Genomic DNA, 13,136 nt, shown 5'->3' with positions numbered 1-13,136 from the left:
ACCTGTTCGGGTTCGCGGCCGATACCGAGACCGCGATTCGCCGGCTCAACCGCGACCGGAGCTTCTGGCGGGGCGGCCCGGTACGGCCGTCGGCGGTTTACCTCGTGCCCGCCAACGCCGCCGATGTGGGCGCGCATCCAGTAGCTGGATGCCGCAGGTCGGGGTGCCCGGACTCGCCGCAGCGGGGGCAGCGGTGAAGTCGGCGCAGGTGCAGGTGGGGCTCGCGCGGCGGACGCTGGCTCCGTTTGGGTTGTGGGTGTTTGGGGCGGCGGCGTCGGCGCCCATGGTGGTGCTCAGCGGAGGCGTCGTCGCCACCTATGCGACGACGAAGGTGACGGCTCTTCCTCTGACTTTCGTGGTCGTGGCGGGCACGGTCGCGCTGCTGGCGGTGGGGTACGCGGCGATGGCCCGCCAGCTCGGGCACCCGGCGGCCTACTACGCGATCCTCGCGCACGGGCTGGGCCGGAGTTGGGGTGTCGCTGCCGGCATGGTCGCCCTGGTGGCTTACAACGCCATCCAGATCAGCCTGTATGGGCCGTTCGGGGCGACGATGGCTGCGCACCTGGGCGGCGCGTGGTGGGTTTGGGCCGGCCTCGCCCTGGCCGTCGTCGGACTGCTCGGTGTGCGGGCGATCATGTTGTCGACCCGGGTCTTGGCCGTCGTGCTGGCCGTGTCGTTGCTGATCGTCGCGGCGTTCGTCCTCGCCGGGGTGGGACAGCCAGCCGGCGGGGAGGTGTCCTGGGACGGCTTTCACGCCTCGGGTCTGGCGGTCAGCGGCATCGGCGGCGCGGTCGCCTTCGGCGTAGCCGCGCTGATGGGCTTCGACGCGCCGGGGTCGCTCGTCGAGGAGGCCGTCGACCGCAGGTCAGTTGTCCGGGCCACCGTCGGCGGGGCACTCGTTCTCGGCGGTGTGTATGCCGTTGCCGCGTTCGCGATGGGGGTGGCGGTCGGCCCTGACGTCGTTGCGGAGGTGGCCGCTGATCCGGCGGCCGGATTGCCGTTCTCGGTCCTGGCGCGCCTGGGCAGCTGGTGGACGGCCCTCGCGAACGTGGTGCTGATCTTCGCGATCGTCACGTCGATGCTGGCGTTCCATGCGGTGCTCGCCCGGTACGTGTTCGCCATGGCTCGGGAGAAGGTGCTGCCGGCGGGTCTTGCCCGGAGCAGTAGCGCGACTCGGGTCAGTGCGCCGCGTGGTGGGTCGTTGATGCAGACGGCCGTCGCGGTGCTGGTGGTGGGGGTGTTCGCGTTCAGCGGCGCTGACCCGGTGGCGGTGATGTTCACGTGGTTGTCGGCGTTGGGGGCGATGGGCCTGCTGTGTCTGCTGCTGGCCGCGTCGGTGGCCGCGATGACGGCACCGGGCAGGGTGCGCGGCCCCCGGGCCGGCGTCTGGGAGTGGCGGCTCGCGCCCGCCCTGGGCGTGCTCAGCGGGTCGGTGGTGCTGGCGCTGATGGTCGGCAACGCCGGGTCTCTGCTTGGTGCCGCTCCTGGGTCGCTGTCTCCGTTCCTGCTGCCCGTGATCCTCGTTGCCACCGCTGTCGCGGGCGGAGTGTGGGCCGGGCATCTGCGGCAGGCGCGCCCGGAGGTCTACGCCGGCATCGGGCGTGGCACACCGAAGACGCATGCCGTTCCCGACGCCATCAACGTCTCGATCTGAAGGCGGCGATGATGAGGACCCACGCGGCCATGTCACCTGGCGGGCACCACGGAGTCGATCCCCTGGACCCGCGCTGGCAACCCGGCCATCCGCACGCAGCAACACCCGCCAGCCAGCCCGAGCCTTCGGCCACCATGCCGCTGCCCGTCTACGGCGCGGCCCCTGTCCCCGCCGACTACCGCCGGACGCACGACACCACGATTTCCCCTACCCCACCCGTTCCTGACCAGTACCAGGTTGATGACGGGATATCGGTTGAGGCCCGCCGGGTGGACCGTCGCTGGGCTGACCTGCGCAACCAGGTCGTGTACCGGTCCAAGCGGCTCAACACCGGCCACCTGATTGAGGCTGATCAGCGGTTCGGGCAGCGCAACGCGCTCGGCGCTCACGCGTTGATGTTGTTCTTCGTCTCCGACGCCCCCAGCGAGCCGCACGGCTACAAGCTGCACACCGCCCACCGCACGTGGCCGCAGTCGCCGGACTCGGATGTCTTGCCGCAACTGCTCGCGGATATGACTGAGGTCGCCGCGGACAACATCGCCGCCATCGGACGCGAGTGGAGTCCCCTCGGTCCAGAGGGTTCCATGGTCAACGGCGGGGACATGACCCTGCCTCCAGGTGCGTGGTACGTCGGCGTGGGGGTGAGCACCCTCGACTCCGACCAGGGCCGCTGGTACCAAGTCGCCCGGACACTGCGCGAAGCCGCCGCCGGCCGCCACATGTCAGCGTTCAACCTCAAAGGGCAGTGCTACGTCCTGTTGACTGACGGCACCGCCCTGCACATCGACCGCGATCCGCACGCCCGCCTCGGCGACAACGGCGTGCGCTGCAACAAAACCCTCAACCCGGACCGAATTACCTACTACAACCCGTACGAGCACCTCACCGAGCAGGGCGACGACGAAACCCGCGACATCTGGCGGCAGCTCACCGCACTGCACCACACCCTCAGCGCGCACCTGCTCTCGGGGCGGCGGGCGTGAGTAGCCGTCAAAGCCTCAGCCTCGCCGACGCCGCGGACCTCAGCCGCGAGCCGATCGACGTCACGGCCGTGCTCGACCACCTCATCCACGAGGCCGACGCCGCCGCCGCGACGAGCATCGGGTTTCCCGGCGCCGTGGACCTCGACTACAGCGAGGTCATGACCCGCCTCGGCAACCGGCTATGGAACAACATCGGCGACCCCGCAGACCTTGGCGGAGTCGCCCACACCCGAGTGCTGGAACGGGCCGTCATCGCCTGGGTCGCCGACACCCTCGCCATGCCGCCAGATGACCGGTGGGGCTACGTCACCACCGGCGGCACCGAAGGCAACCTATCCGCCCTGCACACCGCCCACCACCGCCACCCCACCGCCCGCATCTACTACTCCACCGCCGCCCACTACTCCATACCCAAGATCGTCCACATGCTCGGGGCGCGCGGCGTAGCGGTCAACGCCGACACGGGCGGAGAGATGGACTACGCACACCTCGCCGCGCAGGTCAGCCGCCGCCGACGCTGGCCTGCGATCGTGGTGGCCACCGCTGGCACGACCCTGACCGAAGCCGTGGACGACACTACAACCATCCGCGCCGTTCTCGATGAGCACCAGGTCACTGGACACCTCCATGTCGACGCGGCGCTGTCCGGCATCCCCCTCGCACTCGACGGCCGGCTACGCCTCGATGACGACAGCGGCATCAGCAGCATCGCCATCAGCGGCCACAAATTCCTGGGCGTGCCAACGCCCTGCGGAGTCGTCCTCATCCGCGACCACGCCCGCCACACGGTCAGCCACATCGCCTACACCGCCACCCTCGACACCACCATCACCGGCTCCCGCTGCGGCCTGGCCGCCGCCCTGCTCTGGCACGCCATCGCCACCCACGGCCATGAAGGGCACCGCTGGCGGGCAACTCAAGCCCGCCGCCTCGCCGCCTACACCGTCGATCAAATCAACGCCGCCGGCTGGCCCGCGTGGCGGCATCCCCACGCCTTCACCGTCGTCCTGCCCACCCCACCCGAGCAGGTGCGCAAGAAGTGGCTACTCGCCACTGACGGAGCCACCAGTCATCTCATCTGCATGCCCGGCGTCACTTACCGCCAGGTCGACGCCTTCGTCGCCGACCTCAGTGCCGCCGCACCGCCACGGTTGATCCCACGACCCCGGGCGCGACGGGACGGTCTATCAACCCCGAGCAGGCCGTCATGAGCCCCAAGCCCATCGGCGCCAAGAACCGTCCCGGCGATGCCTTGGCCGCACCGCATGCTGTCCTTTCGGGCGCAGTGGACACCCGCACTGCGTCTCTGCCGTCCATCGCCGCCTCTGGGCGGTGGGCACGCTGCGGGAACGTCGGGGTAGCCGTACTCGTCACCGCTCTCATCGCCGGGCAGGTGCCCCCGCCGCCCAGTCAAGAATCGCCGCTTCTACCCGGCGCATCTGACGGCTGCGACGTGCCGTCGCCAAGCGATGATCTCGCCAGCACCGCGCACACCCCGCTGGCGACAAAGCTGCGGCCCGGCCAACCGGCCCGCCCGATCCTGCTTCACCTAGCGCACCACACAGCAGCGGACCCCTGCGACTCGGCGGTCGGCCGATTCAATCTGGTCCACCACCGCGCCTGGTACGACAACGAAGGCGAGCAGACTACGCGGGACATTGTGCGCTGGTACGCCGACGACGACTCCGGCGCGGAGTTGATGACCCAGCACCCGAGTTATGGGTTCGGTGTCATAGAGGACTTCTGGCCACCAGGGTGGCTACACGACAGAAACCTGTTTCCCGCCTACCGCAGCACCGATTGGCTCCGAGCCAAGTCAAGGCTGCAAAACGCGCAGATCAACAGGACCACACAGCTCGTGGCCGGTCTCGCCGCACTCGCCACCTGGCACAGCCCCGGCCCGCCGCAACGCGCCCTCGCCGCGCAGGCCCTCGCAGACACCACCGGGTTGACCGCGCACCCCAACACTCGCGACCACGCCGGCCGCACCGGCATCGCCGTAGCCGCTATCAGCGATGAAGGCCGTGAGCGGCACCTGCTGATCCTGCACCCCAGCACCGGAGCCGTCCTGGCCTACGAACGCGCCATCCTCACGCCGACCGGCTGGCGCACACGCGTCTACCTGCTCCTGCTTACTCACAGCCACACGCCCCACCGCTATTGGGAGCCACCCCCCACCACCCATGGCCTCCCCGAACCAGCGGGAGATGCCCCGCGGGTCGGGTGTGTGGCTTGTCCCCGCCAAGCACCCCTGCACGCCTCAATCTTGATTACTAGAGGGAGCACCGTGACGACTACTCACAACGGCCAGGCACAACCAGTCCGACTACGCGAACTGCTCGACCCGACCATCGGGCATGAGCTGGACAAGCTCGACATCCGACCTGGACATCACGTGCTCGAAATCGGCGCCGGCACCGGCGCCGTCACCGCCCGTCTCGCTCGCCTCGTCGGTAACTACGGCACGGTTAGCGCGGTCGACAGCGACACTAGCCACCTCAACCCGACCGCCGTGATCAACGTCTACCACCGCGACCTCGGCCGCGACACCCTGCCCGGCGAGCCCAACCGCTTCCACCTCGTCGTCGCCCGATGGCTGCACGGCGCACTACCGCACCCAGCCCAGGTACTGGACCAGATGATCACCCGGCTATGTCCCGGCGGCTGGCTCGTCCTGGCTGACATCACCGGCACCCCACCGCGTGTCTTCCGAGCACCCGGTGATGACGCCGCCCTTATCCACTCCGTTCTGCGGCGCGTCTACCGCACCATCGCCGGGCCGGACACCGCTGGAACCTGGACGACTGACACCTCCGCACTCCTTGTCGCCAAGAACATGGCGCAGGTCTGTGCCCACACGATCACCGAGACCTGGACCGGTAACGGCCCCGGATGTCGGCTGCTTGTCGACGCGGTTAACCAGCTTCGCCCGGTCCTGATCACACCCGAGATCACCGACACCGACCTCGACCGGTTCGTCACCCTCATGTCCGACCCCGGCGTGGTCCTCGGCTCCTACGAATGCAGGGCAATCCACGCCCGGAAGGCCAGCTGAGCTACGCGGCCTCCGCCCCGCAGCCCCCAAGCTGGGGCCGTCATGATGCTGCCGCCCACCAGGACCATCCAATAGCTGCGGCAAGGCACCTACCCGACCGCCTGCTGTTCACGGGCAGGCGCTGAGCCTTTAAAGACCAGGGCTGGAGGAGACCCGAGATCCTTCCGCCCTTACCCGTAGTCGCCGTGAGGCGGCTACTGACCGGCCGCCCGTGACAGGGGTGGCCACGGATGGCCGGTCACCGGGCCGGCGGCAGCGGGCACCCCCGTCCCCCTGCCGCCGGCCTACCCAGACCCGGTAGCACCGCTGGCCTCACCGCCTATGCCGTCCTGGCGGTTGCCCCGCGCGGAAACAGGATTTCGACCCGATCCGCCGGCCAACCCCTTGGCCCCCCACAACCCCCTGTAGCAGTGCGGCTTCGTGAAAGAGGTGCCGATGTTCATCGCGATCACAGGTCCGACCGGAGTGGGTAAGACCACGCTCGCGAGCCGCTTAGCAGCTCGGCTGGACGCGACGCTGATGCTCGATCCATTCGCCGACAACCCCTACCTTCCACAGCTTTACGTCGAGGCCGAACGAGCCACTGACGATCTCGCCCTGAAGGTTGAACTGACGTTCATCGCTCTTCGAGTCGCGCAGTTGCGGCAGATCGAGATGATCACCAGTGCTGGCGGTCGGGTTGTGGCCGATTGGGCGATGGTGCAGCAACACATCTTCGCCTCGAAAACACTGCCCGCCGCAGACGCGGGCCGCGTGGCACAAACCTGCGGCATCTGGTCGAAGGACAGCCCAAGCCCCGACGTGTTGATCGGGTTGACCGCGCCCCCGTCGACGCTGCTCCACCGCGTCAGGCAGCGCGGCCGGGACATGGAAATTGCCGTGTCCGAAGCAAACCTCGCGGCCCTTAACGACGCATTCCAGCGCACCTTCACCTCCGACGTCATCCAACGCGATGGCAGCACCTTCGACGCCCTCAACGACGAGGACCTTAACGAGCTGATCGCCCAACTCACCGGATCGGAGAACCCGTGACCCAGCCCACCTACGCCAACCAGGGCATCGCCACGTGCCCACCCACCACTCGCCTGATGATCACCGGCCCTGGCACGGTCGAGCTAATCGCGGAGACCCTTCCGCCACTCGGCCCAACCGACGTGTACGCCCAGGCAGTCGTTTCGGGTATCAGTCACGGCACCGAGATGGCATGGGTGCGCGGCTCGGCCGCCGCCCTGCACCGCTCCTGGCTGCCCGAGCAACGTCTCTTCACTGAAGGGCCAGGCCGGGACTACCCGGTCGCCCCCGGCTACGAGACCATCGGACGTGTCGCTGCGGTCGGCAGCGCCGCCCGCGACCGGATCGCCGAAGGTGACCTGATCGCGCTCGACCGCCCCCACGCCACCGGACACGTCGTCAGCCTAGACACCGCCGAAGCCAGTCGCCTCCCTGCCGGCATCAGCGCCGAGCGAGCCGTCTTCTTCATCCTCACCCGCGTCGCCCTGGGCGGCGTGCACGACGCCAACATCCACATCGGCGACACCGTCGTCATCGTCGGTCTCGGCACGGTCGGCCTCATCGCAGGGCAACTCGCGCACCTGGCCGGCGCACGCCGCGTTATCGGCATCGACCGCTACCCACTGCGCCTCGAAGCCGCCGAGTCACTGGGCATGACCGCTATGCACACCGGCACCGGAGCCGACGTGGCCCACCTGGTCCGCAAGCTAACCGGCTCCGCCGGAGCCGACGTGGCCATAGAAGCATCAGGCTCCTACGCCGGATTGCATGAAGCCATCCGCTGCGTCCGCGTCGGCGCGACGGTCGCCACCGTCGCCTCCTACCACGGCGACCATGGCGGCCTGCGCCTCGGCGAGGAGTACCACCGCAACCGCGTCACGCTCGTCTCGTCCATGACGGTCAATGGATGCCCCCAGCGAACCCACCCAGCCTGGGACCTTCCGCGGCTCAGCGCCACCGCCCGGCACCTCGTCACCGAAGGACACGTCCGGGTCGACGGACTCATCACCCACCGCATCCCGTTCACACGCGCGCAGGACGCGTACGACCTCATCGGCCAACGCCCCGAAGAGACGATCAAGGTGGTACTCACCTATGACAACTGACATCGCCCACGACCTGGACAACCCGGTCGATGACCGGTACTCGCCACCGCCCTGCGGAGAGCTGGACGAGTTTCGTGCGGTCCTCGACGACGGTCGTCTCTCCGGCGGCGCCCAAATCCTGCCCGTTTACGAGCGCACCCTCGCCCACCGCTTTGGCGCCGCGCGGGCCATCGCCGTCAACTCCGGCACCTCTGCCCTACACGCCGCGCTCATCGCCTTGGACGTCCGCCCCGGCACTGAAGTCCTCGTCCCCGCGACCGCGCCGCTGCCCACCGCCATGCCCATCCTGACCTGCGGTGCAACCCCGGTGCCGGTGGACACCCTGCCGAATTCCCTCGCCCTGGACCCCACCGACGTCGACCGAAAACTCACTGCCCGCACACGGGCCGCGATCACGCTGCCCCTGTGGGGCTACCCCAACGACGAACGCGCCATCACCGGCCTACTCGCCGACGCGGGTGTACCCATCATCGAAGACGCCGCCCAAGCCCACGGCACGCGCGTCGCCAACCAACATGCCGGCACCCTCGGCCAGGTTGGATGCTTCTCCACCCACGACCGGAAACTTCTGTCCACAGGCGAAGGCGGCTTCATCCTCACCAACGACCAGGAACTCGCCGAACGCATTGACTACTACACCCACCTCGGCCACCTACGCGGTGGCCACGGTGTCAACTACAAACTCGCCGGACCGCTCGCTGCCATCGGCCTGCGCCGGCTCGCCCAACTCGACGCCCAACTGGCCCAGCGACGCCGCAACGCCGAACGCATCCTGGCTGTTATCCCTCCCGGAGGGCTACTGCGCGAACTGCCCTACGGCGTGCCGGACAAGCCCAACTACTACAACCTCGTGCTTATTGCGACGGCCCGCCAGACCGAGATCGCCGCAGCGTTCCACAACTCCGGGCTCTCCCCGGACTCAATCCGGTGGCACTACCAGCCCCTCTACCACCAGCCGCTATTCCAGCCATACGCCACGGACTGCCCCAACGCCGAACACCTCGCCGCAGCGACCATCCAGCTGCCCGTTCACCCCCAGCTAGCAGAGACGACGGTAGCGTGGATCGCCAACCAAACCGCCCGCATCGCCAAGGGAGAGACCACCGCATGATCCGGCACTTCACCAGCTCAGCGATCGTCTTCAACAAGTCCGGACAGGTCCTCCTCGTACATCACAACAAAATCGGATTGTGGCTGTACCCGGGCGGACACGTCGACCCGAATGAGGACCCCGCCGAAGCCGCCCTGCGTGAAGTGGTAGAAGAGACCGGCGTCGAGGCAGAAATCCTGGCACCCGAGCCATTCAGTCACCCGGCTGTGCACAGCATCCCTCCGCCGTTCGCCATCATCGAGATGGACATCGAAGACCGTAAGGTCGGCCCCCACCGCCACATCGACTTCGTCTACATCTGCCGCGCTGACAACGACAACCTGAACGCCCAGCTCGAAGAAGTCGCCAACGCCGCCTGGTTCGACGTCGCCGAGGTCGCTGGACTCGCCGCGCCCAAGGAACTGCCGTCGCTCATCACCGAGGCTGCCCGAAGGATGCCACAACTCGTCTAACCGCAGTAGCAAGCGGGAGATGCCCTGACGGTGGAAGTCAGGGCATCTCCCGCTTGTAATCTCAGCGCCAGAGCGTCCCCCGTTATCGCCCAGACGTCGATCAACAACGTCACGCTGCTTGTCTTGGCGACGCGCCCCTGCGTGGGGGAGGGTTTAACTCAAGATCAATAAGGATCTTCGCTGGTCAACCACAATGCCGTGAAGTGCGCGCCGGGGGTAGCACATACGTTACTTGGATGATCAACACCCCTGTTGGGGCGGCACAGTTCTTCTTGGTGCCCCGGCCTGGGCGCAGCGCTAGGCGCTCTGGGCCGGTGGTCGGCTGCCCAGCGAGGACGAGTGGAAGTTCGCCGCTCGCGGTACTGACGGCCGTTGGTTCCCCTGGGGCTCTGCGATGCCTGCGCCGCCGCGTTGCTTGGCCCGAGGTTCTGACCTCAATACGATTACCGCCAACTGTTGGGGGGCATCGCCGTTCGGAGTCGAGGACATGACCGGCCACCTGTGGCAGTGGTGCTCCGGCAGCTACCGCGACCATCCGCAGTACCGAGGCGGTGACACCCGCGCCAACACCTACTTCCTGCGCACCACCGTGCGCCCCCTGGAGTCCGCCGAGCGCTGCGGGCACCTTGTGGGCTTCCGCGTTGTCCGCGACGGTGCACCAGACGATCAACCCGAAAGGTAGGGGCAATGCGCACCACGATTCGGCCTCCAGCAGCGGCACCCGGTTCCACCGTGGCGCTGGTCGCCGCCTCATCCCCGGTGTGCAACGACGACCTTGATCGGCTCATCGACTACCTGCGCGGACGCGGATACGTTGTGCGCACCTACCCGAGCTGCCGAGCCGCTACCGGGTACCTCGCTGGCCCGGTCGAGCAGCGCGCCGCTGACCTCAATGCCGCCTTTACCGATCCGGACGTGCGGCTCATCGTGCCCGCCACCGGCGGCAAAGGCGCAGCGCAACTGCTGTCTCTGCTCGACTACGACGCCATCGCCGCCAACCCCACCATCTTGACCGGCATGTCCGACCCCTCCATCCTGCTCAACGCCATCCACGCCCGCAGCGGCTTGCTTACCCTGCACGGCCCCTCCGGGTACGACTTCTTCCAACGCCCCGTGCACGACGAAACCGCCACCGCCTTCTTCGATGCCGTCACCAGCGGCCTGACCGGTCGGGAAGTCCCTGGCAATGACTGGAGGATCGTGCGTGGCGCGGGCGCCACGGTGCGAGGCCCGGTCGTCGGCGGGCACCTCGGCACCATCCGCGCGCTCGTCGGGACCGATTACCTACCCGACCTCGACGGCGCCATTCTGATCCTCGAAGAGGTCTTCGTGGGCTGGATAGACATCGACGCGGCCCTTACCCACCTGCGGTTGGCTGGCGTGTTCGACCGGATCGCCGCGCTCGTCGTCGGTGTGCCCGTGGACACCAGCCAGGGGGACGCGCCCGACGAGACTTGGGACGACCTGATCGTGCGATGCGTTGGCGGGACCTTCCCGGTGATCACCAACGTCGAGTTCGGGCACACCCCCCGCAAGATCCCGCTGCCGATCGGCGGCGCGATCGAGTTGCACCTCGACGACAACAGCCCAGTCCTGCGGTACCGCGACGACCTGATCGAGGCTCGATGAGCGTCCACGACCTTGTCCTCGACCTGGACACTGACGTCGACTTCACCTACGCGCTGGAGACCTACCTGATCTATCCGTGGGTCCGCGACGGTGACGAGTTGGTCCGCCCGCTGCGTGTCGGACCCAAGGACGCCCACCACGCCGTTGCCCGGATCAGGCAGAGCGCACCGAATCAGCTCACCGCCCAGGTCACCGTGGACGACGCCGTACCCGACGGCATCGACCAGGTTCACGCCACGCTGGTGCGCTGCCTGCAACTCGACTACCCGTACGAGCAGATCGTTGCCCTCGCCTCCGGCGATCCGGTCCTGCAAGCCGCCGTCAACCACCGCGGCCTCGGTCGCGGCAAGCTCTACCCCGATGTGTTCGAAGCGCTGTGCGGGGCTATGAGTGGCCAGCGTGCCCTACCCATGCCGTGTGTCACGGCGAATTACAATGCGCCGCGTGTTCATCCGGCAGGACACGCCCGGCGTGTACATGCCGGGCAGGCCCGAAATTGGATGACCTGCAGGAACACTGCGACCTTCGGGTCGCCGCCCTCTGACGAGCAAGGACACCCCGACTGATGGCAGTGACCCAGCAGGAGATCGAGAGCCGGTTGTGGGACGCCGCCGACGAGCTGCGCGTGGCGATGCCCGAAGCGCAATACTCCTCGGTCGTCTTCCCGCTGATGTTTTGGAAGTACCTGTCGGACACCTGGGACCACCACCACCAGGAGTTCCTGGCCGACAACAAGGAACAGCTGAGCGATCTCTCTGCCGAGGAAGCCCACGAGATCGAGTACCGCGACTACCAATCGTTCGAGATCCCGTTCATACACCCCGGCACCGTCCAGCAGCGTCGGGCCTCCTGGTCGTCCATCCTCGCCACCATTACCCAGCCTGCTCTCGGCAAGCGAGTCCGCGCCTCCCTGCAAGCCATCGAGACGGCCAACCCTGACAAGTTCTCCCGCCTGTTCGGGTCCATGACTTGGACCTCGGAAGAGGTGCTGTCGGGTGAGGTGTTGGCGGCAGTGATGCAGGCGATGGACCGCACCCCGAAGATGCACGAGGGCAACATGTCCCACGATGTGCTCGGTGGGGCGTACGAATACCTGCTGAAGCGGTTCTCCGATGGGTCTGGCACCCGCGCCGGTCAGTTTTTCACCCCACGTGAGGTCGTCGAGCTGATCGTCGAAATCTTGGCCCCCAAGAGCTACGAGTCGGTGTACGACCCGACCTGTGGGTCCGGCGGTATGCTCATCGCCTCCGCGAATCTGTTGAAGGCCCGCGGCGGGCGGGGCTACACGCTTCGCCTGTACGGGCAGGAGGCCGTAGCGGATACTGCGGGTGTGGCACGCATGAATCTCTTCATGCACAACCTCACCCAATTTCAGGTCGAGGTTGGGGACACCTTAAAGGACCCGCGCTTCAAGAAGCCGGACGGGTCGCTCGCGCATTTCGATGTGATCGTCGCTAACCCGCCCTACAGCCTGAAGTGGAGGCCCTGGACCAAAGATCCGCGCGCCATCGGCGGTGTCGCTCCGCAGTCGTCGGCGGACTGGGCGTTCGTTCAGCACATGATCGCCAGCATGGACCCAAAGAAGGGGCGCGCTGGTGTCGTCCTGCCTAACGGCGTCCTCTTTCGCAGCGGCCAGGAGGGTTCGATTCGTCAGCGGGTCCTTGATGATGACCTGCTTGAAGCTGTGATCGGGTTGCCGACGAACCTTTTCTACAACACGACGATCCCGACTTGCATCCTCGTCTTCCGCGCTCCCGGCACCAAGGCTGGCGAGCGCAAGAACGGGGTGCTTTTCATCGACGCCTCCAAGCGATTTACCAAGGCCAGGAACCGCAACGTCCTAACCGACGCTGACATCTCTGACACAGTGGCCGCCTACGGTGCGAGCATCGATGCTGACGGCACCACCGTCGACCCAGAGGGAGGAGGTGGGCTGGCCGCCCGGTTCGTATGCATGACCGAGATCGCGGCGAACGGCTACGACCTCAACATCAGTCGCTACATCAGGCAGGCCACGGCCGAGCAGCCGGACCTACCCATCCTGATCGAGGCTTACAACCTTGCCCGAGCCGAACGTTCAGAAGACCGAGCAGCACATGCTCGCAGTCCTTGCGGACGCTGGGATTAAGGGATTC

General features: G+C 67.3%; 11 protein-coding genes and 1 pseudogene. All 12 read left to right on the top strand.

The window, feature by feature from the left end; genetic code table 11:
* Positions 1-148 precede the first annotated feature (148 nt).
* The 12 genes and pseudogenes from ABZS40_RS21480 to ABZS40_RS21425 all read left to right on the top strand — a co-directional run bounded on the left by ABZS40_RS21480 (position 149) and on the right by ABZS40_RS21425 (position 13,129).
* On the top strand, positions 149-1,654 hold the full coding sequence (locus ABZS40_RS21480) for an APC family permease (RefSeq protein WP_354945068.1): 1,506 nt from the start codon (positions 149-151) through the stop codon (positions 1,652-1,654).
* A gap of 269 nt (positions 1,655-1,923) precedes the next feature.
* Positions 1,924-2,637 carry a hypothetical protein gene (locus ABZS40_RS21475; RefSeq protein WP_354945067.1) on the top strand — a complete coding sequence of 238 codons (714 nt, stop codon included), beginning with the start codon at positions 1,924-1,926 and terminating at the stop codon, positions 2,635-2,637.
* Complete coding sequence (locus tag ABZS40_RS21470; protein ID WP_354945065.1) at positions 2,634-3,848, top strand: histidine decarboxylase; 1,215 nt, start codon at positions 2,634-2,636, stop codon at positions 3,846-3,848. Before ABZS40_RS21475 ends, ABZS40_RS21470 begins: the two co-directional genes overlap by 4 nt.
* Complete coding sequence (locus tag ABZS40_RS21465) at positions 3,845-5,692, top strand: methyltransferase domain-containing protein (RefSeq protein ID WP_354945064.1); 1,848 nt, start codon at positions 3,845-3,847, stop codon at positions 5,690-5,692. Before ABZS40_RS21470 ends, ABZS40_RS21465 begins: the two co-directional genes overlap by 4 nt.
* A gap of 435 nt (positions 5,693-6,127) precedes the next feature.
* Positions 6,128-6,724 carry a deoxynucleoside kinase gene (locus ABZS40_RS21460; RefSeq protein WP_354945062.1) on the top strand — a complete coding sequence of 199 codons (597 nt, stop codon included), beginning with the start codon at positions 6,128-6,130 and terminating at the stop codon, positions 6,722-6,724.
* The gene (locus tag ABZS40_RS21455) at positions 6,721-7,809 is read left to right on the top strand and encodes a zinc-binding alcohol dehydrogenase (RefSeq protein WP_354945061.1); all 1,089 of its coding nucleotides are present in this window, start codon (positions 6,721-6,723) and stop codon (positions 7,807-7,809) included. The genes ABZS40_RS21460 and ABZS40_RS21455 overlap by 4 nt, the downstream gene beginning before the upstream one ends.
* Positions 7,799-8,920, top strand: a complete 1,122-nt coding sequence (locus tag ABZS40_RS21450) for a DegT/DnrJ/EryC1/StrS family aminotransferase (RefSeq protein WP_354945060.1) — start codon at positions 7,799-7,801, stop codon at positions 8,918-8,920. The genes ABZS40_RS21455 and ABZS40_RS21450 overlap by 11 nt, the downstream gene beginning before the upstream one ends.
* A complete protein-coding gene (locus tag ABZS40_RS21445) occupies positions 8,917-9,372 on the top strand; it encodes an NUDIX domain-containing protein (RefSeq protein ID WP_354945059.1) in 456 nt (151 codons plus the stop codon). The genes ABZS40_RS21450 and ABZS40_RS21445 overlap by 4 nt, the downstream gene beginning before the upstream one ends.
* Before the next feature lie 313 nt (positions 9,373-9,685).
* Positions 9,686-10,054, top strand: a pseudogene (locus ABZS40_RS21440) (SUMF1/EgtB/PvdO family nonheme iron enzyme); the annotation flags it as partial.
* A gap of 50 nt (positions 10,055-10,104) precedes the next feature.
* On the top strand, positions 10,105-11,001 hold the full coding sequence (locus ABZS40_RS21435; RefSeq protein WP_354945058.1) for an LD-carboxypeptidase: 897 nt from the start codon (positions 10,105-10,107) through the stop codon (positions 10,999-11,001).
* Positions 10,998-11,567: a hypothetical protein gene (locus tag ABZS40_RS21430; RefSeq protein ID WP_354945057.1), complete on the top strand. Its 570-nt coding sequence runs from the start codon at positions 10,998-11,000 to the stop codon at positions 11,565-11,567. The genes ABZS40_RS21435 and ABZS40_RS21430 overlap by 4 nt, the downstream gene beginning before the upstream one ends.
* Entirely contained in the window at positions 11,567-13,129 is a 1,563-nt protein-coding gene (locus ABZS40_RS21425) for a class I SAM-dependent DNA methyltransferase (protein ID WP_354945056.1), read from the top strand. The genes ABZS40_RS21430 and ABZS40_RS21425 overlap by 1 nt, the downstream gene beginning before the upstream one ends.
* Positions 13,130-13,136: the final 7 nt, after the last annotated feature.

Origin of the sequence: Micromonospora sp. NPDC005324, from assembly GCF_040607155.1 — a bacterium.
In the GTDB taxonomy this organism is placed as follows: domain Bacteria; phylum Actinomycetota; class Actinomycetes; order Mycobacteriales; family Micromonosporaceae; genus Micromonospora; species Micromonospora trifolii.
Note: the sequence above shows the minus strand (reverse complement) of the source record. Positions and strands in the feature narration are given on the sequence as shown.